Annotated in this window: 14 protein-coding genes and 1 pseudogene; 10 read left to right on the top strand and 5 right to left on the bottom strand. The window is 71.5% G+C overall.

All coding sequences use genetic code 11. The annotated features are described in order from the left end of the window. Nucleotides 1-459 precede the first annotated feature (459 nt). Nucleotides 460-2,961: a DNA helicase PcrA gene (gene pcrA, locus K9S39_RS18095; protein WP_248864404.1), complete on the top strand. Its 2,502-nt coding sequence runs from the start codon at nucleotides 460-462 to the stop codon at nucleotides 2,959-2,961. Between the two features lie 88 nt (nucleotides 2,962-3,049). Here the strand turns inward: pcrA and K9S39_RS18090 are convergent, their stop codons facing one another. Together K9S39_RS18090 and K9S39_RS18085 are read right to left on the bottom strand one after the other, a co-directional pair. Beyond that, on the bottom strand, nucleotides 3,050-4,756 hold the full coding sequence (locus K9S39_RS18090; protein WP_248864403.1) for a M23 family metallopeptidase: 1,707 nt from the start codon (nucleotides 4,754-4,756) through the stop codon (nucleotides 3,050-3,052). Nucleotides 4,757-4,980: 224 nt separating this feature from the next. Further along, on the bottom strand, nucleotides 4,981-6,006 hold the full coding sequence (locus tag K9S39_RS18085; protein ID WP_248864402.1) for an alpha/beta fold hydrolase: 1,026 nt from the start codon (nucleotides 6,004-6,006) through the stop codon (nucleotides 4,981-4,983). A gap of 415 nt (nucleotides 6,007-6,421) precedes the next feature. On the opposite strand from K9S39_RS18085, the gene K9S39_RS18080 reads away from it, so the two are divergent. Then, complete coding sequence (locus K9S39_RS18080) at nucleotides 6,422-6,880, top strand: cobalamin B12-binding domain-containing protein (protein WP_248864401.1); 459 nt, start codon at nucleotides 6,422-6,424, stop codon at nucleotides 6,878-6,880. Between the two features lie 239 nt (nucleotides 6,881-7,119). Here K9S39_RS18080 and K9S39_RS18075 read toward each other — a convergent pair whose 3' ends face one another. Both K9S39_RS18075 and K9S39_RS18070 read right to left on the bottom strand, forming a co-directional pair. Next, a complete protein-coding gene (locus K9S39_RS18075) occupies nucleotides 7,120-9,003 on the bottom strand; it encodes a DUF5691 domain-containing protein (RefSeq protein WP_406707965.1) in 1,884 nt (627 codons plus the stop codon). A gap of 17 nt (nucleotides 9,004-9,020) precedes the next feature. Beyond that, nucleotides 9,021-10,418: an SWIM zinc finger family protein gene (locus K9S39_RS18070; protein ID WP_248864399.1), complete on the bottom strand. Its 1,398-nt coding sequence runs from the start codon at nucleotides 10,416-10,418 to the stop codon at nucleotides 9,021-9,023. A 168-nt stretch (nucleotides 10,419-10,586) separates the two neighbouring features. Here K9S39_RS18070 and K9S39_RS18065 point away from each other — a divergent pair, with 168 nt between their 5' ends. The 6 genes from K9S39_RS18065 (at nucleotide 10,587) to K9S39_RS43005 (ending at nucleotide 18,987) form a co-directional block, all read left to right on the top strand. Next, entirely contained in the window at nucleotides 10,587-11,720 is a 1,134-nt protein-coding gene (locus tag K9S39_RS18065; RefSeq protein ID WP_248864398.1) for an ATP-binding protein, read from the top strand. Nucleotides 11,721-11,821: 101 nt separating this feature from the next. After that, the gene (locus tag K9S39_RS18060; RefSeq protein WP_248864397.1) at nucleotides 11,822-14,818 is read left to right on the top strand and encodes a DUF5682 family protein; all 2,997 of its coding nucleotides are present in this window, start codon (nucleotides 11,822-11,824) and stop codon (nucleotides 14,816-14,818) included. Then, complete coding sequence (locus tag K9S39_RS18055; RefSeq protein WP_248864396.1) at nucleotides 14,815-16,011, top strand: VWA domain-containing protein; 1,197 nt, start codon at nucleotides 14,815-14,817, stop codon at nucleotides 16,009-16,011. The genes K9S39_RS18060 and K9S39_RS18055 overlap by 4 nt, the downstream gene beginning before the upstream one ends. A 134-nt stretch (nucleotides 16,012-16,145) precedes the next feature. Continuing rightward, complete coding sequence (locus tag K9S39_RS18050) at nucleotides 16,146-17,057, top strand: hypothetical protein (protein WP_248864395.1); 912 nt, start codon at nucleotides 16,146-16,148, stop codon at nucleotides 17,055-17,057. Between the two features lie 94 nt (nucleotides 17,058-17,151). Further along, nucleotides 17,152-18,429 (top strand): hypothetical protein, encoded by a 1,278-nt coding sequence (locus K9S39_RS18045; protein ID WP_248864394.1) that lies wholly within the window; start codon nucleotides 17,152-17,154, stop codon nucleotides 18,427-18,429. Between the two features lie 318 nt (nucleotides 18,430-18,747). Continuing rightward, nucleotides 18,748-18,987: a helix-turn-helix domain-containing protein gene (locus K9S39_RS43005; RefSeq protein WP_406707964.1), complete on the top strand. Its 240-nt coding sequence runs from the start codon at nucleotides 18,748-18,750 to the stop codon at nucleotides 18,985-18,987. 162 nt (nucleotides 18,988-19,149) lie between these two features. Here K9S39_RS43005 and K9S39_RS18040 read toward each other — a convergent pair. Next, a pseudogene (locus tag K9S39_RS18040) lies at nucleotides 19,150-19,427 on the bottom strand (phage tail protein); the annotation flags it as partial. A 695-nt stretch (nucleotides 19,428-20,122) separates the two neighbouring features. On the opposite strand from K9S39_RS18040, the gene sucC reads away from it, so the two are divergent. Further along, the gene (gene sucC, locus K9S39_RS18035) at nucleotides 20,123-21,301 is read left to right on the top strand and encodes an ADP-forming succinate--CoA ligase subunit beta (protein WP_248864393.1); all 1,179 of its coding nucleotides are present in this window, start codon (nucleotides 20,123-20,125) and stop codon (nucleotides 21,299-21,301) included. A gap of 23 nt (nucleotides 21,302-21,324) precedes the next feature. Beyond that, nucleotides 21,325-22,209: a succinate--CoA ligase subunit alpha gene (gene sucD / locus K9S39_RS18030; RefSeq protein WP_248864392.1), complete on the top strand. Its 885-nt coding sequence runs from the start codon at nucleotides 21,325-21,327 to the stop codon at nucleotides 22,207-22,209. Nucleotides 22,210-22,294: the final 85 nt, after the last annotated feature.

Genomic DNA, 22,294 nt, shown 5'->3' with positions numbered 1-22,294 from the left:
GTTCAGGCTCTGGGGGAGGGTTCGGGCGGTGTCGCTGTCGGAAGGCTTGCCCTACGGTCGTACGTCCGCGGGTGGCGGGCGCACCGATCGATTCACCCCGGTGGTGCTGGTGGGTCCCCGGCTCCGGGTGCCCGGTGGCAGGGCCGGACTCGGCGGAGGTCGCCCGTGCTGACGCTGTCGTCCGCGGGGATGCAGGCGGCCTGGTCGTGCACGCTAGCCAACTCGTGTGGCTCCTGTGAAGGCTGATGTTCGATATGCCCGAAACCTTTTCGTGATCTGAAAGGGAGTCGGGTTTCGCGCGGCGGGTGTTGATGCGGTGGGTGCTCGCCTGGCTGCGTGCGGTGTGCCCCCTCATCCGCCCCTCCCGGAACCGGGGCGCACCCTCCCCGGACCCCGAAGAGGGGCTATTCCTCCACTCCCCAGCCGCTTGTCAGTGGAGGCGCCTAGACTCGGTGGGCGATGAGCAGCCTCTTTGACGACAGCTTCCTGGCGGACCTCGGCCCCAAGGACGAGGAACCCCCTCCCCCACGCCTGGACGGCGCGGGGGGACCCCCCTCGCCCGAGGACGAGCACGGCCCGGCCCCGGAGGAGATCCCCGCGGATCTCTTCGACGGGAAGTTCGACGCGCCCGTGCCGCGGGAGGCGTACTACCGCGACGGCGCCGCCCGCCCGGCCGTCGACCCGGCGGCGCTGCTGGAGGGGCTCAACGACGCCCAGAAGGCAGCCGTGGTGCACACGGGCGGCCCGCTGCTGATCGTGGCCGGCGCAGGCTCCGGCAAGACCCGGGTGCTCACCCACCGCATCGCGCATCTGCTGGCCGAGCGGCATGTCCACCCCGGCCAGATCCTCGCGATCACGTTCACCAACAAGGCCGCGGGTGAGATGAAGGAGCGCGTCGAGGAGCTGGTCGGCCCGCGTGCCAACGCCATGTGGGTCTCCACCTTCCACAGCGCCTGCGTCCGCATCCTGCGCAGGGAGAGCAAGAAGCTGGGCTTCACCTCCTCCTTCTCGATCTACGACGCCGCGGACTCCAAGCGTCTGATGGCCCTGGTGTGCCGCGATCTCGATCTCGACCCCAAGCGCTTCCCGCCCAAGTCCTTCAGCGCGAAGATCTCCAACCTCAAGAACGAGCTCATCGACGAGGAGACCTTCGCCGACCAGGCCGCCGACGGCTTCGAGAAGTCCCTGGCCGAGGCGTACGCGATGTACCAGGCGCGGCTGCGCGAGGCCAACGCCCTGGACTTCGACGACATCATCATGACGACGGTCAACCTGCTGCAGGCGTTCCCGGATGTCGCCGACCACTACCGCCGCCGCTTCCGCCATGTCCTCGTCGACGAGTACCAGGACACCAACCACGCCCAGTACACCCTCGTACGCGAGCTGGTCGGACCGGACACCCCCGAGAGCCCCGCCGCCGAGCTCTGCGTCGTCGGAGACGCCGACCAGTCGATCTACGCCTTCCGTGGCGCCACGATCCGCAACATCCTCCAGTTCGAGGAGGACTACCCGGACGCGACCACGATCCTGCTGGAGCAGAACTACCGCTCCTCGCAGACGATCCTGAACGCCGCCAACGCCGTCATCGAGCGCAACGAGAACCGCCGCCCCAAGAACCTCTGGACGGACGCCGGCGCCGGAGCCAGGATCACCGGCTATGTCGCCGACACCGAGCACGACGAGGCACAGTTCGTCGCCGACGAGATCGACCGCCTGACGGACGCGGGCGACGCCGAGGCCGCCGATGTCGCCGTCTTCTACCGCACCAACGCCCAGTCCCGTGTCTTCGAAGAGATCTTCATCCGGGTCGGGCTGCCCTACAAGGTCGTCGGCGGAGTGCGCTTCTACGAGCGCAAGGAGGTCCGTGACGTCCTCGCGTATCTGCGGGTGCTCGCCAACCCCGAGGACAGCGTCCCGCTGCGCCGGATTCTCAACGTCCCCAAGCGCGGCATCGGCGACCGCGCCGAGGCGATGATCGACGCCCTGTCGGCGCGCGAGAAGATCACCTTCCCGCAGGCGCTGCGCCGGGTCGACGAGGCATACGGCATGGCGGCGCGGTCGGCCAACGCCGTCAAGCGGTTCAACGTCCTGATGGAAGAGCTGCGGACGATCGTGGAGTCCGGCGCCGGCCCGGCCACGGTCCTCGAAGCCGTCCTGGAGCGCACCGGCTATCTCGCCGAGCTGCAGTCGTCCACCGACCCACAGGACGAGACCCGCATCGAGAACCTTCAGGAACTCGCCGCCGTGGCTCTGGAGTTCGAGCAGGAGCGCGGCGAGGAGAATCCTGGCACGCTCGCCGACTTCCTGGAGCAGGTCGCGCTGGTCGCCGACTCCGACCAGATCCCGGACGAGGACGAAGAAGGCACGGGCGTCATCACGCTCATGACCCTCCACACCGCCAAGGGCCTGGAATTCCCCGTTGTGTTCCTGACCGGCATGGAGGACGGCGTCTTTCCGCACATGCGCGCGCTCGGCCAGACCAAGGAGCTGGAGGAGGAGCGCCGGCTGGCATATGTCGGCATCACCCGCGCCCGCGAGCGGCTCTATGTCACCCGCTCGACGATGCGCAGCGCCTGGGGCCAGCCGTCGTACAACCCGCCCTCCCGGTTCCTGGAGGAGATCCCGGACGACTATGTGGACTGGCGGCGCACGGGTCCGGCGACGCCGTCCGCCTCGATGGGCGGGCTGTCGTCACGCGGCGGCGGAGGCTTGGGCGGGGGCATCGGGTCCACGCTGTCGTCGGCGCGGGCGAAGGGCCCGAGCGGCTTCGCGACCCGCCGCGCCAAGGACCGGCAGGTGGTCTCGCTGGCCATCGGCGACCGCGTCACGCATGACAGCTTCGGGCTCGGCACGGTCGTGTCCGTCAAGGGCAGTGGCGACAACGCCGAGGCGACGATCGACTTCGGCGGCGAGAAGCCGAAGCGGCTGCTGCTGCGGTACGCGCCGGTGGAGAAGCTGTAGTCGCCGTGCCGTCGGCCCCTGGGCAGCCCTGGGGCCTTGGCGACCTTACGGCTCTTCCGGGAGCCGGGGAAGCCCGGGGCCTTGGGGGTCAGTTCGGGTCGAGGCCGTGGCTGCGCAACCACGACAGCGGGTCTATGGCCGAGTCGCCGCCGGGGCGCACCTCGAAGTGCAGATGCGGGCCGGTGGAATTACCCGAGTTGCCCGAATAGGCAATGGTGTCACCGGCCTTGACCGATCCCGAGCGGATCTTGGTGCTGCTGAGGTGGCAGTACCACGTCTCGGTGCCGTCGGGTGCCGTCACGATCGCCATATTGCCGTAGGCGGAGTTCCACTGAGTGCGTACGGTGCCGTCGGTGGCGGCCATGACGGGCGTGCCATAGCTGACCGGGAAGTCGATCCCGGTGTGCACGGACATCCAGTTGACACCGGCCTGGCCGAAGAGCGCGCTCAGCCCGTGCTCCTTGACCGGCAGCATGAACTTGGGGCGCATGGCCTCCTTGCGGGCCGCCTCCTTCACCTTGCGCTTCCGCTCCAGCGCCTGCCGCTCCTTGAGATCGATCCGCTCCTGGGTGCGGCTGGCCCGGTCGCGGAAGTCGTCGGCGCCCCTGCTGAGACCGACGAGTTGGGTGTCGAGCTTGCTGTTGGCCACCGCCGGTTTGACCGCCGACGGGTCCGGGGCGGCCTGGGTGGTCGACTCGTCCTTGTCGTCCCCCGTGAACCCGGAGACGGAGGCGGCGGCCACGGCACACACACCCATGGCGGCCACCGAGGGAACGGCGACGGTCAGCAGCGCCGAGCGCTTGGCCGGCCGGCGGCGGCCACGGCCGCGGACGGCCTTTCCGGCGGCCGGTCCGGAGACCCGCTTGCCGACCGTGGCGACCGGCATCGCCTGGGTCATCGCATCGGCCACCGAGGCGTCGTCATCGGTAGGCGCGCCATCGGCCGGTGCCTCGTCGGCGCGTGCGTCATCGGCGGTGGGGTCGCTGTCGATCGGCGGCGACCCGGCCTGCGCCGGGATGCTCGCCATCAGCCCCTGGTCGGCGGCGGGCCACACGGCGGTGGCTTCGTAGTCGGTGGTCTCCTGGTCCGCGGTGGCCTGATACCCGGCGGTGTCGAATCCGCCAGAGGTGTCGTATGTCCCGGCGGCTTCGTACGTGCTGATCGTTTCCTGTGTACTGGCCGGATAACTGCCGGTTTCGTACGTGCCGGTGGCATAGCTCCCGGTGTCGTACGCGCCGCCCGCGTAGCCGTCGTCGCTGCCGTGGGCGAGCAGCCCGAGCGCTTCGTAGCTGCCGGTTTCGTACGAGGTCTCCTGGTGCGTGGCCTCTTGGTACCCGGGAGTCTCGTACGCGGTGTGGGAGTACGGGTCGTAGGCCGGCTCGGACTGCTGTGTGCCGGTGGTGGCGTAGGAGCCGGTGTCATACGCGCCGGTGTCGTAGCCGCCGGTTCCGTACTGGCCTGTGGCGTAGACGTCTCCGGTGGGGTAACTGCCCGTGTCGTACGCGCCGGTGGCATAGCCGCCCGTCGCGTCCGAGCTGTAGGTCCCGGTGTCATACGTACCGGTCCCGTAGGCGCCCGTGCCGTATGCGTCGATGCCGTAGGTACCGGTGTCGTACTGGCCTGTTTCGTACGACCCGGGGAGCGAGCCGAAGAGGGGGTCGCCGTCGCCGTATTCGGCGTAGCCGGACGAGGAGGGCTGCTGCCCGTAGGAGCCGTAGGGCGGGTAGTGCGCATACGAGGCGTCGGAAGCGGGGGCGGTCGAAGGCTGAGCCCCCGACGGGTGACGGTCGTTCACCAACTTCTCTTTCGCCTCGGCAGCAGGAGAATTAGCGGCGACTGTACCCGGCGGTACGCGACGTCGACAATCTTCATCGGGTTTCCGGCTAGGTGAGAACGGGCATTTGGCCGCCTTTCGGCAGCTCGCATGCGAGTTTTTGGTGAGTCGTTCGAGCGTTGTTCGACGTTGCGTCAAGATCAGATCGCGCGGGCCGGGCCGATTCGGTGTTCCGCCGGGTCCGTTCACGCCACCGAAACAGCGCTCTCGTCTTCTCCCGTCGCGTCCGCCGAGGAGAGTGCGTCGCGTATGCCGGCCGCGACGGTGCCACTGACCGGAAGTGCGAGATGTCCGACACCGGCGACATGCACATTGTGGGCGGCCAGATCCGGGTGATCGATCCGGGCCGTTTCGGTCGGCACCATGATCTGGTCCTCGTCGCTCCAGAACGCGAGGAACCGCGTCCGGCAATGCGGCGCCGGAAGTGACAGTTCGGCGATCACATCGGAATCGGGGCGCATCTGGCGGACGATGGGGTGTGCCGACATCAGGGGCACGGCACGGGTGCCGGAGTGCGGAGTGCCGAGCGTGATCAGGGTGCGGACGCGGGCGTCGCCACCGAAGCGCTGTACGTAGTAGCGGGCGATGAGCCCGCCGAGGCTGTGGCCCACGATGTCCACCCGGGGGTGGCCGGTCCGTGCGCACACCTCTTCCACATGCCGGCCCAGGAGCTCGGCGGCCTTGCGGAGATCGCAGGTCAGCGGGGAGTAGTTGAGCGCCTCGACATGGGGCCAGCCGTAGCGGAGCAGCGAGCGGCGCAGCAGCACGAAGACGGAACGGTTGTCGATGAAGCCGTGGAGCAGGAGGACGGGCGGCCGGGCGCGGCCCGCCGTCGGGAGGAGCGGAGGGGAGTCGGAGGTGGGGGAGGGGGCGTTGCCCGGGGTGTCCGGCTCGGAGCCCGGGGGCGGTCCCGCGCCGGGAGTGCGCTGTGGTGTGGGAGTGGACTGTGGTGTAGGCCGGTGGGCGGGCTGCTCCTGGGAGATGCCGGTCGGGTAGAGGAGCAGATGGCCGGCGAGGATCGCCAGGTCCACGGCGGTGCTGCGGAGGAAGAGGGCGGAGACGCGGGTGGAGAGCGTGCGTGCGCACTGACGCGGCACCGAGCGGATCCGCGCGAAGACCAGCGGCGCCAACGCCAGCGGCGCGACGAGCAGCGGCGCGGGGAACAAGGAGGTGGAGATAACGGGCGTGGCGAGAAAGGGTATGGCCTGCATGGCCGACCTCCCGAACGGCACGTGGGAGGCGGCTCTGACCCCCGTGTGCCCTCATGGGAAGCCTCCCCCGCTCTCGGCTCCCGGCGAGAGGGAGGTGCCTCATCGGCGACGGCGCGCATGCTCCGTACTCGCCCCGACGCGCGCCGGTGCGGCGCGGTGGCCCGGCTGCGGCTCCCCTGGCGCCCGCCCGTGCGCATCCGCCGCCCGTCCATGGCGGCCTGACACGCGGAGCGCGGCGCGTAGCGAACGTGTCCCATGTGTGATTTCCCCCTCCCCGCATGTCACGAAACGGCGGGGTACGGGATGCTGGAGATAACGTTCGTTCACGCTCGTGGCCGCCGGGGCGCGGTCGCGCGATCGATTGTCGGCTCGGCGGTACCGCCCTGTGGGTGCCGTGCATGGCTTGGAGGCAGTGATGGGTGTGGCTCGGCATGACGGAGCGCAAGCGGAGAGCCAGGCCGCGGCGGGCAGGTCGGGGCCGATCCGGGTCGTGGTCGCCAAGCCCGGTCTCGACGGGCATGACCGGGGCGCCAAGGTCATCGCAAGGGCGCTGCGGGACGCCGGTATGGAGGTGATCTACACCGGGCTGCACCAGACGCCGGAGCAGATCGTCGACACCGCCATCCAGGAGGACGCGGACGCCATCGGGTTGTCCATCCTCTCCGGCGCCCACAACACCCTCTTCGCGAAGGTGATCGCCCTGCTGGAGGAGCGCGACGCCGCGGACATCAAGGTCTTCGGGGGCGGCATCATCCCCGAGGCGGACATCGCGCCGCTCAAGGCGCAGGGCGTCGCCGAGATCTTCACGCCGGGCGCGACGACCGCCTCGATCGTGGAGTGGGTCAACGCGAATGTGCGGCAACTGACGGTCTGAGCCGGCGGCGAGCACGGAGGACGAGGGGCCCGCACGGGGGTGTGGGCGCTGTGGCGTGCGGGCGGCCGTCGCCCGGGTGCTGCGCCGGGCAATCGTGACGATAGCCGCGATGATCATGAGGCTGATCACGATGGTGGTGATGACACTGATCGTGGCGGTGTTCGCGAGAGCGGTCATGGCGTTGATCGCGAGGATGTGCGCGGCGGTCATGACGTTGATCGCGGCGATGTGGGCGGTGGTCATGGAGCGGTCCGGTCGGAGGCGGATGAGCGAGGGGCGTCGGGAGCGGTCTCGGTGGCGGGGTCCGGGCCGGCGGTGCGATCGGCGTCGGGGCCGGTTCCGCTTGCGGGATCTTCGGGTCGGCTGAGCTCCGCGTACATGGTGGCGCGCAGGCGGAGGGTGCCGACCAGACGCTGGAATGCCTCGGACCAGTAGCCGCCGGAGCCCGGTGAGGCGCCCTCCGGCTCGTCCGTGACCGCGGTGAGCATGTCGAGACGGTCCGCCGCGGCCGGGTCCAGACAGCGTTCGGCCAGGCCCATCACCCCGCTGAAGCTCCAGGGGTAGCTGCCCGCGTCCCGTGCGATGTCCAGGGCGTCGACGACCGACCGGCCCAGCGGCTCGGCCCAGGGGACGGCGCAGACGCCGAGCATCCGGAAGGCGTCCGACAGGCCGTGTGCGGCGATGAACTCCGCCACCCACCCGGCCCGTTCGTCCTCCGGGAGGACGGTCAGCAGCTTCGCCAGGTCCCTCGTCGAGCCGACCGGTGCGACCTCGGCGGACCGCGCCGGTGCGGCGGGCACGCCCAGCAGGGCGCGGGCCCAGTCGGCGTCCCGCTGGCGCACGGCGGCGCGGCACCAGGCGTCGTGCAGCTCCGTGCGCCAGTCGTCGGCCACCGGCAGGGCGACGATGGCCGCCGGGGCACGGCCCCCGAACCGTTCGATCCAGCCGTCCAGCGGCGCCGCCTCCACCAACTGGCCGAGCCACCATGATCGTTCGCCCCGCCCGGTCGGTGGTGTGGTCGTCACACCGTCCCGCTGCATCCCCGCATCGCACTCGTGCGGTGCCTCGACGTTGATCGTCGGACCCTCCGCCCCGGGGATGTGGTCCGGACCGACGCAGCTACGGGCGCGCTCGGCCATCCGGCCCGCGAGCGCGGAGCCGGGGAGCGCGGAGAGCAGCTCGGCGGCCGTGGCGCGGACGTTGCGGCTGCGGTCGGACAGCGCCCGCTCCAGGAACGGCTCGTCGGCCGCCGAGAGGCCCTCGCGGAGCGAGTCGAGGAACATCAGACGGTCCTCGGCGCGCTCGGTGGTCCAGGTGCCGCGGACCAGTCGGAGACCGGCCTGCGGGTCGCGGCGGCGCAGCGTCGTCAGCAGCTGGACCCGCTCCGCGAACAGGCCCTCCTCCCACCGGCGCCGGACGCTCCCGGGGTCGTCGGAATCGGGCACCGCCGTCGGGCTTCCGATACCGCGGAGCGCGAACTTCCAGTCGCCGTTGAGCCGGGCCAGCCACAGTGCGCGGGGGCCCGCCAGGGCGAGCGCGGCGGGCCGCAGGTCCGTCCGGGCGCGGGCGGCGTCGAGCAGCGCGGGCAGCAGCGCCTCGGGAGCGCGATAGCCGCGCTCGCCGGCCGCGGCGAGCCACTGGGGCAGGAGTTCGGTGAGGTCGGGGGCCGTGCCGCGGCGGCTTCCCCCGGCCGTGCCGCCGCGGTCGGCGAGCAGCAGCGACAGCCGGCGCCGCGCGGCGGGCGGCAGCGGTGGCCGCGGGTCGGCGGGGGCCGGGGCCGTCCGCTCGCGGGCCGGTGCAGGGCGCAGCGCGGCGCGACGGCGGACCGTGCTCACCGCGGCCGCGTCCAGCAGGGCGGCCGCGACGCCCTGCCCGGCCCGTGCCGTCACCGGCGGCGTGCGCCGCTTGGTTCCGAGCAACGCGGCGCTGACCAGGTCGGACCAGCTCGCGGTGGCCGAGGCCGTGCGAGTTGTCGCTGTGGGCACGGCCGTTGTGGACGTCGCCGTTGCGGACGTCGTCGAGGTGGGTGTTGTCGTGTCAGGTGTTGTTGTGGTGGGTGTTGTCGTCGTGACAGTCGCTGCCGTGCTCGTGGTGGTGATCGCGGTTGTCGTGGGGCTGGTCATGTCGTTCCTCCAGGCGGTCACAGGGAGACCGGGGTGGGGTCCCAGACGGTCAGGGGAAGGAAGCCGCGGTGGCCGCATTCGCCGAAGACCGTGACGGGGGCGCCACCCGATATGGCGGCCAGCTGCCACAGGCCCGTACGGCCCGGGGAACGCGGGTCCAGGGGGAGCGCGGACTCCCCGTCGGCGTCGGCCAGTTGCCACCCCTCGCCGTCGTGGCCCGGTATCGGTGTGACATCGGTGAGCACCACCGGCCAGGAATCCAGCCAGGGGTCGTCGCGCAGTGCGTCCCCGTAGGCGGCCAGGGCGGCGTCGATACCGATGCCCGGGGGGACCGGTCCCGGGGTCGCGGGCGCGTGCCGCTCGCCCAGGGCTGCGCGCAGCGGGCGGGCGCCCGGGTAGTAGGCGAGGTCCGCGTCGAGGAGCAGGCCGGGCGGCAGGGTCGGGTCCAGCGCGCGGTTGCCGGCGCCGAAGGAGAGATGCAGCGCCATCCGGCCGGTCCGCTCTCCCCGCAGGAAGATCCTGCGGGTGGTCAACCTGCCGTCGTCGCTGTCCTGCTGGGCGAGCACCAGCCAGCGGTCCCGGACCGTCGCCGCATCGGGGCCGGTCAGCAGTTCCGCGGCCTCCGTGGTCAGTCCGACGCGGGAGCGGACCGTCGCCGCGAGCGGGGCCGGGAGCCGCTCGATGCCGAGGAAGCCCTGATCGAGGAGATGGAGCAGCGCGCATTCCTCCAGCAGCCGGGCGGGCCACTCCGGACCGGAGGCCATGACCGATCCCAACTCGCGTACCCGGGAGGCGAGTCCGGGGGCTTGCGCGTCGACCATTCGCGCGGCGGTCTCGTCCCAGGAGCCTCCCCCGCTCTCGGCTCCGCTCAAGCGGGAGGTGCCCCCACCTCCCCCGTCGGCCGCGGCCAGCCCCGAGTGCAGCAGATCCTCAAGGCGCTGCTCCAGCTCCGTGGCGCCGGCGGCGATGCGCTGCATTCGCCGCTCCGTCCGCCGCTTGGCGGCCTCCGGGTTGGCCGGCGTGCGCGACGACACGGCGCCTCCCGAAGGCGTACGCCCGGACCGCTCCGCGCGCTCGCGGCGGCCGGCCAGCCACTCGCCCGCCCAGTGCGGAGGCTCCCCGACCGCCACCGCGCCATCGCCGTCGGCCCAGAGCAAGAGCAGCCCCAGCGCGTGCTTGCACGGGAACTTTCGGCTGGGGCAACTGCACGTGAAGACGGTCCCCTTGATGTCGACCACCGCTTGATACGGCCTCTTTCCGCTGCCCTCGCACAGCCCCCACACCGCGCCGTCATCCGCGCCCGTCTCCGACCATGGGCCGGGCGCCGCGAGCTTGCCGCCCGCCTTGCGTGATGCCTCGTCAGGTGCCAGTGCGAGCACCTGATCCGTCGTCCAGCGTTCCCCCTGCGGATTCATGTCAACGACGCTACGACCTGCCACTGACAACGGCCGACAGTCGCGAAGAAAGCACAGGTCAGATGCGGTTTTAGGGCGATTGTCAGTGGTGTGGTGCAGGCTTGGTCCCGCAAGCGGCAGGCGGGATCGCGAGGCCGGCCGCCGCACACCTTGCGACGAGGGGGAGTCATGTCGGAGAACAGCATCAGGACGACGGATGACAAGACGCGGGAGGGCGGGGCCGGCGAGGCGCTGCGGCCGCATGCGGAGGACACCTTCGCGCACGAACTGAAGGCCCTCGCCGCCGCGGACGACCGGCCGCGCCCGGAGCGCTGGCACCTCTCGCCCTGGGCGGTGGCGACCTATCTGCTCGGGGGCACACTCGCGGACGGCACCGTCATCACACCCAAATACGTCGGCCCGCGACGGGTCGTCGAGGTCGCCGTGACGACCCTTGCGACGGACCGCGCGCTGCTGCTGCTCGGAGTACCGGGCACCGCCAAGACATGGGTGTCCGAGCATCTCGCGGCGGCGGTCAGCGGCGACTCCACGCTGCTGGTGCAGGGCACGGCCGGCACGCCCGAAGAGGCGATCCGCTACGGCTGGAACTACGCCCAGCTGCTGGCGAACGGCCCCAGCCGGGAGGCCCTGGTGCCCAGCCCGGTGATGCGCGCGATGGCGCGGGGCATGACCGCACGGATCGAGGAGCTGACCCGCATTCCGGCCGATGTCCAGGACACCCTCATCACCGTCCTGTCGGAAAAGACCCTGCCCATCCCGGAGTTGGGGCAGGAGGTGCAGGCCGTCCGCGGTTTCAACCTGATCGCCACGGCCAACGACCGTGACCGTGGGGTCAATGAGCTCTCCAGCGCGCTGCGCCGCCGCTTCAACACCGTCGTCCTGCCGCTGCCCGCGACACCGGACGAAGAAGTGGACATCGTCTCGCGCCGGGTCGAGCAGATCGGCAGGTCGCTGGATCTGCCGGCCGCACCCGAGGGGATGGACGAGATCCGCCGGGTCGTCACGGTCTTCCGTGAGCTGCGGAACGGCATGACGGCCGACGGCCGGACCAAGCTCAAGTCGCCGTCCGGCACGCTCTCCACGGCCGAGGCCATCTCGGTGGTGACGAACGGGCTGGCACTGGCCACCCACTTCGGGGACGGCGTGCTGCGCTCCGGGGACGTGGCGGCGGGCATCCTGGGCGCGGTCGTCCGTGACCCGGCCGCGGACCGTGTCGTCTGGCAGGAGTACCTGGAGACGGTCGTGCGCGAGCGCGACGGCTGGAAGGACTTCTACCGCGCCTGCCGCGAGGTGTCGGCATGAGTGAGCGTAGCGAGCGAATCATCAGAAGGTGCGTGCCTCGCGAATACGAGGCCGAGCGCAGCGTGGGGGTCCCCCCGGCCGAAGGCTGGGGGAGGGGCGGCATGAGCGGGGGAGACACGGGCGTCCTCGCGGAGGCGGCGCGGGCGAAGCCGTCGGCGGGTGGCGGCGGGCCGTTGCTGCTCGGGGTGCGGCATCACGGCCCCGGGTCGGCGCGGGCGGTGCGGGCCGCGCTGGAGCAGTGCGCGCCCGGTGCGGTGCTGATCGAGGGCCCGCCGGAGGCCGACGAACTGGTGCCGCTGGCCGGGCGGGAGAGCATGCGGCCGCCGGTGGCGCTGCTCGCCCATGTGCTCGACGATCCGGGGCGCGCGGCGTTCTGGCCGCTGGCCGAGTTCTCCCCGGAGTGGGTGGCGCTCCGGTGGGCTCAGGAGCATGACGTCCCGGTCCGCTTCATCGATCTGCCCGCGGCGCATTCCCTGGCGATGGCAGCGGTTGAGGAGGCGGAGGCGGATCGCCAAGGCACGGGGAGAGGAGCGATACCGGCCGGGGTGGTGGAGGACGCCGACGATCCGGGCGCGGCGGGCCGGCCGGGCCAGGCGAGCGGGACGGAGCGTCCGGGCGAGCCGGGTGGCATGTCGAGCGAAGGCGGCGATGACGTCACGTCCGGCAACGGCAGCGATGGCGGTGCGGGCGGCAACAGCGGCACCCGCAGCGACGACAGCGGCGGCGGTGACAACAGCGCCCGCAGTGGCGGTGATGACGGCAGCGATACCGGTGACGACAGCGACGACCGGGCCGATGTGCGGATCGATCCCATCGGGGTGCTGGCCGAGGCCGCCGGTTACGACGATGCCGAGCGCTGGTGGGAGGACGTGGTCGAGCACCGTGGCGCGAGGAGGCCCGGCGCGGACGCGCTGGCGCCGTTCGCCGCGCTGGCCGAGGCGATGGGGGAGCTGCGTGCGGTGTACGGCGAGGGCGGTCATGACCGTGACCCGGTGCGCGAGGCCCATATGCGGCTCCGGATCCGGGCCGCGCGGCGGGAGTTCGGGGACCGTATCGCCGTGGTGTGCGGAGCATGGCATGTGCCCGCGCTGGCCCGCCGCAGCACCGTGACCGCCGACCGTCGGCTGCTCAAGGGCCTGCCGAAGGTGAAGGCCACGGTGACCTGGGTGCCGTGGACGCACCGGCGGCTCGCCCGCCGCAGCGGCTACGGCGCGGGTATCTCCTCGCCGGGTTGGTACGGCCATCTCTTCAGCGCCCCCGACCGACCCATCGAGCGCTGGATGACCAAGGTGGCCGGGCTGCTCCGGGAGGAGGACTACGCCGTCTCGTCGGCGCATGTCATCGAAGCGGTGCGACTCGCCGAGGGGCTGGCCACGATGCGCGGCCGCCCACTGGCCGGGCTGGCGGAGGTCGATGACGCGGTCCGCGCCGTCATGGGGGACGGCTCCGACGCGCCGTCCTCGCTGATCCATGACCGGCTGGTGGTCGGGGAGGTGCTGGGTGAGGTGCCGGAGGACGCTCCCGCGGTGCCGCTGCGGCGCGATATCGCCCGCGGCCAGCGGGCGCTGCGGCTCAAGCCGGAAGCGGCGGAGCGGGAGGTGGAACTCGATCTCCGCAAGGAGCCGGACGCCGCGCGCAGCCGCCTGCTGCACCGGCTGCGTCTGCTCGGCATCCCCTGGGGTGAGCCGGCCCGCTCCCGCGGCAGCACCGGCACCTTTCGGGAGACCTGGCGGCTGTGCTGGGAGCCCGAGCTGTCGGTGCGGGTCGCGGAGGCCGGTATCTGGGGCACGACCGTGCTCTCCGCCGCCACCGCCAAGGCCGCGTCCGACGCCACGGGCGCGGGCGCGCTGGCCGAGGTGACGGCGCTCGCCGAGCGCTGTCTGCTCGCCGAACTGCCCGATGCCCTCCCGGTGGTGATGCGGGCGCTGTCCGACCGCGCGGCGGTGGACGCGGATGTGGGCCATCTCGCCCAGGCGCTGCCCGCCCTGGTGCGGTCCGTGCGGTACGGCGATGTACGGGGCACGGACGGCGCGGCGCTCCGCGAGGTGGCGACGGGCCTGGCCGAGCGGGTCTTCGTCGGACTGCCGCCGGCCTGCGTCGGCCTGGACGACGAGGGCGCCACGGAGATGCGCGGCCATCTCGACGCCACCCACCAGGCCGTCGGTCTCCTGGGCCAGCTCACGACCGAGGACGGGACCGGGGACGGACGCGGGAACGGTAAAGGCACGGACACGGAGACGGCGGCTCTGCGGACGCGCTGGGCCGGGGTGCTGCGAGCCGTCAGCGGACGGGACACCGTAGCGGGGCTGATCCGGGGCCGGGCAGCCCGACTGCTGCTGGACGACGGACAGTTGGGCGAGGGCGGAGCGGAGCGGCTCATGGGGCTCGCCCTCTCGCCGGGCACCCCGCCAGGGGACGCGGCCGGCTGGATCGAGGGGTTCGTCGGCGGCGGGGAGGGCGGCGGGATGCTGCTGGTCCATGACGATCGGCTGCTGGCGCTGGTGGACGGGTGGCTCACGACGGTGCCGGCCACCGCGTTCACGGACGTACTGCCGCTGCTGCGCCGAACCTTCTCGGAGTACGAACCGGGCGTGCGGCGCACACTCGGCGAGCTGGTTCGGCGCGGGCCGGCCACGGCATCCCGCCGCCCGGCCGGTGACGGCGAGGAGGCGGCGGCGCCCGGCTTCGGCCCCGGCCTGGACCGCGACCGCGCCGCAGCCGTACTCCCCACCCTGCGCCTCCTGTTGGGTATCGGCACCGGACAGGAGGACGGATCCGAGGACAGGACTGAGGACGGATCCGAGGACGGGACCAAGGAGGGAACCGCAGCCCCGAACGTCCTCGAAAGCGAGCCCCGGAGCGACACCACCCGGAACACGCGCAACACCCGGAGCAACGCGACGAGGGACACCCGCAGCGACGCGACGAGAGACTCCCGGAGCGACACCACCCAGAGCACACCCGTCACCAAGAGCATGCCCACGACCCAAACCACGCCCACCACCCAAACCATCCGTGACACCCGCAGTGACCGGTCCACCACCCGCAACGCCGCCGGTGCCATCCGGCACAACAACCTCTCGGGGGCAGCACGATGAGCAACTGGAGGGCCGAGGCGGCCGATCCCTCGCAGGCCGAGCGGCTGCGGCGCTGGCGGCTGGTGCTCGGTGGCGGCGGTGCGGACGGCACGGGACATGAGCTGCGCGGCCAGGACGCCGCGATGGACGGGGCGCTCACCTCGCTCTACGGCCAGGGGCAGGGCAAGGCCGGCAAGGGGGCCGACGGCGGGAAGCGGTCGGCGGGGCTGGGGGCGTCGGCGCCCGCGGTGGCGCGCTGGCTCGGCGACATCCGCACCTACTTCCCGTCCTCCGTGGTGCAGGTGATGCAGCGCGACGCCATCGACCGGCTCGGGCTGTCCTCGCTGCTGGTCGAGCCGGAGATGCTGGAGGCCGTCGAGGCGGATGTGCATCTGGTGGGCACGCTGCTCTCGCTCAACAAGGTCATGCCGGAGACGACCAAGGAGACCGCGCGGGCCGTCGTCCGCAAGGTCGTCGAGCAGCTGGAGAAGAAGCTGGCGACCCGCACCCGTGCCACCCTCACCGGTGCGTTGGACCGCTCCGCGCGCATCAGCCGGCCGCGGCACCGCGATATCGACTGGGACCGCACGATCCGGGCCAACCTCAAGAACTACCTCCCGGAGTACCGCACGGTCGTCCCCGAGCGGCTGATCGGCTACGGCCGGGCCGCGCAGTCGGTGAAGAAGGATGTGGTGCTCTGCATCGACCAGTCCGGTTCGATGGCCGCCTCGGTGGTCTATGCCTCGGTGTTCGGTGCGGTACTGGCGTCGATGCGGGCCATCGACACCCGGCTGGTCGTCTTCGACACCTCGGTGGTCGATCTGACGGACCAGATCGACGACCCGGTCGATGTGCTCTTCGGCACCCAGCTCGGCGGCGGCACGGACATCAACCGCGCCCTCGCCTACTGCCAGTCCGAGATCACCCGCCCCGCCGAGACCGTCGTCGTCCTCATCAGCGATCTGTACGAGGGCGGCATCCGGGACGAGATGCTCAAGCGGGTCGCCGCGATGAAGGCGTCCGGGGTGCAGTTCGTGACGTTGCTCGCGCTGTCCGACGAGGGGGCGCCGACCTACGACCGCGACCATGCCGCGGCGCTCGCGGCCCTGGGCGCACCGGCGTTCGCGTGCACTCCCGATCTCTTCCCGAAGGTGATGGCGGCCGCGATCGAGAAACGGCCGTTGCCCATACCGGACATGGCGGAGCAACAGTGACAGGAGTGCCGGGAGAACTTGCGCGGCACCTGGCGTGTCGTGCAAGGATCAGAGCATCGCCCGATCGCCCGCGACGCGCGTGACACTGGGGCCCTGTGCCCGTGTGTCCCCGTCCGTATGGGAAGGTCCCCTCCTTGTCTGCTGTGTTCGCCATGCCTGCCACCCTGCGCCTGCCGCGCACGGTGGCCGTGCGGCGGGTGCTGCTGGCGGGGCTCTTCCTGGTGGGATTTGCCGCCCTCGGCTTCGCCTTCGGGACCGGGGCCCACGCCGAGGACCGCACGGGCTCGACGGCCCTGACCGGGGCGTCGGCCTCGGACACGACCCCGGAGACGGCCTCGGCCGAGGCAGCCGCCCCGGACGAGACGAACCTTCCGGACCGCGCCGCCACCCAGGACGGGGCGACGGACCCGTCGGCGGACCGACTGTCCGACTCCGGAGCCGAGTTCGCGCAGCAGCGCGAGGCGGCCCGAGCGGAGATCGTCGAGCGCGAACAGTCCGCGTCCACCACGCTTTCCGGCGTGCTGTGGCCCGCCGCCGACCACCTGCGGCCGGTCACCGAGCCGGTGACCGGCGCCGTGGAGGGCATCCGGGAGGTGGCCGGTGCCACGCTGCCCGGGGGCCTCCCCTCCGGCGAGCACGCCGAGCAGCCCGGCAACGGCAACGGCGGTACGCCCGAGCACGGCGACGCGCCGAACGGTGCGCCGCAGGCCGGTGCGCAGCCCGCCGCGAACGTCGAATGCACCTCCCCGGCACCGTCGTCCCGCCTCACCGACGGCCTGGGCACGTCGGCCGCCGAGCCGTTCCGTCCCGTCGCGCACGAGCAGCGGGACCAGGGACACGACGGCCTTCCCGACCAGTCCCCGCAGGGCCCCGTGGCACCCGCCTCGCACTCCGCGGGTGACGGCCACGGCCCCCGTGGCGGGGACCAGTTCGCCGCCTCCCTGGCGGACCCCACGCGCTTCCGGCTGCTGCCCGGTGGCGTCCGCACGGCCGATGGCGCTCCGACGCGTCGGCGTGCCGAAGAAATCCTCGAATTCCCGGGCTAGGGCAGACCGCTCCGCGTCTGTAACCGACCTGCCGCGCGGGGGCGGGACAGGTCTGCCCGTCAAACCCCACCGAATTCGAAGGACATTCACCACTATGCGCTCGAACATCCGCCGTTCCATCGTCGTTGCCGCGGCCGCCACCGGCCTGTGGGCCCTGGGCTCCGTCACCGCCAACGCCGCCGAGCTGCCCGTCACCCCGGACCTGCCGGCCACCGGCTCGGTGACCGACGGCGCGAAGCAGCTGCCCACGGGTGACGCGGCCGACACCGTCAAGAAGACCGTCAGCGAGACCGCCGACAAGGCGACCGGCTCCCTCGGCGACGTGGCGGCCCCCGAGGCTTCTGAGCTGCCCGCCGGCGAGCTCCCCGAACTGCCCGAGCTGGGTGACACGACCGGTGCGCTGGGCGGCGCGCCGAGCCGGGGTGACCTGCAGAAGGCCGCTGACTCGAAGCAGGCCAAGAAGACCGCGAAGGAGCTCCGCAAGGGGCAGAAGGCCGGTAAGAAGGCGCTGAAGAAGGCCGGTAAGAAGGCCGGCAAGCTCGCCAACGGCAAGCTGCCCGCCGCCCCGTCGCTGCCCGCCACCCCGGGTGTCCCGTCCGCCGACCTGCCCGAGGCGCCGAACCTGCCCGAGACCCCGGAGCTGCCGAAGGCCCCCGCGCTGCCCGAGGCGCCCGGCTCCGCCGACAACCTGTTCGCGGCGCTCGCCGGTGCGGGTATCCGTCCGGAGCAGGTGACCGAGGCCGCCCAGGGCGCGCTGGCCACCGCCCGCCCGACCGTCGACGAGGTCGCCGAGGACGTGCTGCCGCCGCTCGCCCGCCGTATCGTCATCAAGGTCGTGCCGGTCGCCCAGACCGCCGTCGGCGGTGCCGGCCAGCTCGGCGCTGACGCCGCGGGCCAGACCAAGCCGTTCGCCACCGCGGTCGGCGGCCACGCGCAGGTGTTCGTGACCGGCGTCTCCGCCAAGGCCACCCCGTTCGTGCAGGGCGTGCCCTCCGACGCCTCGGTGCTCGCGGAGGGTGTGTCCACCGACGCCAAGCCGTTCGCGCAGGGCCTGGCCACGGTCGTCGTGACCGACACGCAGGGCATCGTGACCACCGCCGTCGACGGCGCGAAGGGCCTGGCACCGGCCCAGGCGCCGACCGACCTGACCGACGCCGTCGCCGTCCCGTCCGCCCCGTCCGTGCCCGCGGCCCCGTCCGTTCCGGCGGACCTGACCGACACTGTGGCCGTCCCGGCTGCCCCGTCCGTTCCGGCCGCGCCCGCCGTTCCGGCCGACGTGACCGACGCCGTCGCCGTTCCGGCCGTGCCCGCCGACCTGGCCGACCTGACCAACGCCGCCAACGTCCCGGCCCTTCCGGTCCAGGCCGTCTGAGGCACCGGCGCCACCACCACCGGCTCGTCGTCTGCGGCGGCAGATGACATCGGATAACGCCGGAGCCGGAATCCCGGTGCACGTCGGCCCAGACCGGACGACACCGGAAACCCCATGAACAGCCGGGCGGTCCTCTGTGGGGGAGGGCCGCCCGGCCTTGGCGTGTCGGGGGGAGGAGAGCGGCTGGTGAGGGGCAGGCGGCCGACGCCAGGGGGATGGGTCCAAGGGCGGACCCTTAACTCGACAGGCGCTGATTGATCCAATCCCGCGCTCTGACCTGGTCTGAAGAACGGACGATCCGTTTGGGGGGCGTTGTCAGTGGGGCGGGTTAGCGTGGTGATCGTGCAGCTTCGATATCAGTACCGCGTCACTTTGACGCCTGGCCAGCGCATCTGCGCTGCCAGGGTGTTCGGGTGCCGGCGCGTGGTCCGGAACGATGCCTTGGCGGTTCAGAAGCCGCGCGAAGTGTCGAACAAGCTGCTGGGAAATCCGAAGGCGCGTCTTGCTGAGGGGCCGTATCAGTCGTCCCGAAGCACGCCGAGCTGGGCAAGATGCTGATCACTGTCGCGAAGAGGACCCCAGAGCGGGTGTTCCTGTCGGATGCGCCGGTCGGTGTGATGCAGCAGACCCTGGGGGACCTGGATGTGGCGTGGAAGGCGCATGAGGACTCCAAGTCCGGCAAGCGCAAGGGTCCGCGGGCGGGCCCGGCGGATCGCCGTCCTCGCCGCTGCCGGCCTTGGCGACCCGGACGATCACCGCGACGGTGCGCCGTTGCCGAAGAACTGGTGGACGGCGTAGCCGACCGGGCTCTGCGAGGTCAGGCCGCCGAAGCGGCGCTCGAAGTCGGCGAAGCTGGTGATCCGTACCGGCTGGTTGAGCGGGCCGTGCCGGGTGTGGCCGACGAACGCGGTCACGGATGTCGTAACGGTGGTGACGCTGCGGATGCTGCTGGGAAGCTCTTCGACATAGACACCGGGATAGGTCGTATGCGTCGGCATTCCCCCTCCAATCCCCTTCAGGCATCGAGTGTGAGGACACCAAGAAATCGAGAAGGCCGGGAGGGGCGGCGGGAAGAAGGGGGAGAGGCGGCGGGGTGCGGAAAACCCACGACCGCCCCCTGCCCGCGGTCGCGTATCCCCCCACTGTCCATCAAGTTCCCCCGTCTGCACCCGGCGCGGAACGATCTGCCGACCGATCTGCACGGGACCAAGCCCGAAGCTTGGGACTCCTGATGCGTAAGCGCTCAACGCAGTCTTCGCTCAAGGAAGTTGAGGGAACAAGGGTCTTTCAGGGCACCCTGCGCGGAGGGGGCGAGAGGTGCCGAGGGGCGCGCCGCACGCCGGGGCACCCCTGCGACGACGGGCCGATAAAAGCCGCCGTCGACTTCCGGCCAAGCACTGATCGACGACCGTCCGGCGCGGAAGTGAACGGCGTGCCGATCCGGATTCCCCGGCGGACCGCCCCGGAAGATGGCGGAAAAAATCTGTGACCGTAATCACCGCCGGAGTGTGATCTGTGATTTAGGGACCTCGGTGCTGCGGCGATAACCTGCCGGACGGACATGCCGCGTATCCGGACTCCGTGCTACGCCTCCCCTGTGACCGCGCCGTCACGTTGCCCTTCGCGGCACGCCCATCGCAGAGAACGAACCGCGATCACTACGGCGATTCTGAGAGACAAGGGACGGACGCGCGTGGACCTGTTCGAGTACCAGGCGAGGGACCTCTTCGCCAAGCACGGTGTACCGGTGCTGGCCGGTGAAGTCATCGACACGCCTGAGGCGGCGCGCGAGGTGACCGAGCGTCTCGGCGGCAAGTCCGTCGTCAAGGCGCAGGTCAAGACCGGTGGCCGCGGCAAGGCCGGTGGTGTGAAGCTGGCCGACAGCCCGGCCGACGCGGTCGAGAAGGCCGGCCAGATCCTCGGCATGGACATCAAGGGCCACACGGTCCACAAGGTGATGCTCGCCGAGATGGCCCCGGAGATCGCGGAGGAGTACTACGTCTCCTTCCTCCTCGACCGCACCAACCGCACCTTCCTCTCCATCGCCTCCGTCGAGGGCGGCGTGGAGATCGAGGAGGTGGCGGCCACCCGCCCGGAGGCCGTCGCCAAGACCCCGATCGACCCCAACGAGGGGGTGACCCGCGAAAAGGCCCAGGAGATCGTCGAGGCCGCGAAGTTCCCGACCGAGGTCGCCGGCAAGATCGCCGACATCCTGGTCACCCTGTGGGAGACCTTCATCAAGGAGGACGCGCTCCTCGTCGAGGTCAACCCGCTCGCCAAGGTCGCCAGCGGTGACGTCCTCGCCCTCGACGGCAAGGTGTCCCTGGACGCCAACGCCGAGTTCCGCCAGCCGGAGCACGAGGCCCTTGAGGACAAGGCAGCGGCCAACCCGCTGGAGGCCGCGGCCAAGGCCAAGGGCCTCAACTACGTCAAGCTCGACGGCCAGGTCGGCATCATCGGCAACGGCGCGGGCCTGGTCATGTCCACCCTCGACGTCGTCGCCTACGCCGGTGAGAAGCACGCGGGCGTCAAGCCCGCCAACTTCCTCGACATCGGCGGCGGCGCCTCCGCCGAGGTGATGGCCAACGGGCTGGAGATCATCCTCGGCGACTCCGACGTCAAGTCGGTCTTCGTCAACGTCTTCGGCGGCATCACCGCCTGCGACGAGGTCGCCAAGGGCATCGTGCAGGCCCTGGCCCTGCTCAAGGAGAAGGGCGAGGACGTCACCAAGCCGCTGGTCGTGCGCCTGGACGGCAACAACGCGGAGCTGGGTCGCCAGATCCTGAGCGACGCCAACCACCCGCTGGTGCAGCGCGTGGACACCATGGACGGTGCGGCCGACAAGGCCGCCGAGCTCGCGGCTGCGAAGTAAAGGGACGAGGTCACAGACACACCATGGCTATCTTCCTCGACAAGGACTCCAAGGTCATCGTCCAGGGCATGACCGGCGCCACCGGCATGAAGCACACCCGCCTCATGCTCGGTGACGGCACCAACATCGTCGGCGGTGTGAACCCGCGCAAGGCCGGCACGTCCGTCGACTTCGACGGCACCCAGGTCCCCGTCCTCGGCTCGGTCGCCGAGGCGATGCGGGAGACCGGCGCCAACGTTTCCGTCCTCTTCGTGCCGCCGGCCTTCGCCAAGGCCGCCGTCGTCGAGGCCATCGACGCGGAGATCCCCCTCGCGGTCGTCATCACCGAGGGCATCGCGGTGCACGACTCCGCCGCCTTCTGGGCGTACGCGAAGGCCAAGGGCAACAAGACCCGGATCATCGGTCCGAACTGCCCCGGCCTGATCACCCCCGGTCAGTCCAACGCCGGCATCATCCCGGGCGACATCACCAAGCCCGGCCGCATCGGCCTGGTCTCCAAGTCCGGCACGCTCACGTACCAGATGATGTACGAGCTGCGTGACATCGGCTTCTCCTCCGCCGTCGGCATCGGTGGCGACCCGGTCATCGGCACCACGCACATCGACGCGCTGAAGGCGTTCCAGGACGACCCCGACACCGACCTGATCGTGATGATCGGCGAGATCGGCGGTGACGCCGAGGAGCGCGCGGCGGACTTCATCAAGGCCAACGTCAGCAAGCCGGTCGTCGGCTACGTCGCGGGCTTCACCGCCCCCGAGGGCAAGACCATGGGCCACGCCGGCGCCATCGTCTCCGGCTCCTCCGGCACCGCCCAGGCGAAGAAGGAGGCCCTGGAGGCCGCCGGCGTCAAGGTCGGCAAGACCCCGTCGGAGACCGCCGTCCTCGCGCGCGAGATCCTCAACGGCTGAGCACGCCGTCCGGCTCCACCGGATCCGTCCGGTGAACCGGCCGCGGGCCCGTACCCCGAGGGGTACGGGCCCGCGGGCGTGATAC

This window comes from Streptomyces halobius (genome assembly GCF_023277745.1).
In the GTDB taxonomy this organism is placed as follows: Bacteria; Actinomycetota; Actinomycetes; order Streptomycetales; family Streptomycetaceae; genus Streptomyces; species Streptomyces halobius.
The sequence above is the reverse complement of the archived record's forward strand: the minus strand, read 5'-3'. Positions and strand labels throughout refer to the sequence as shown.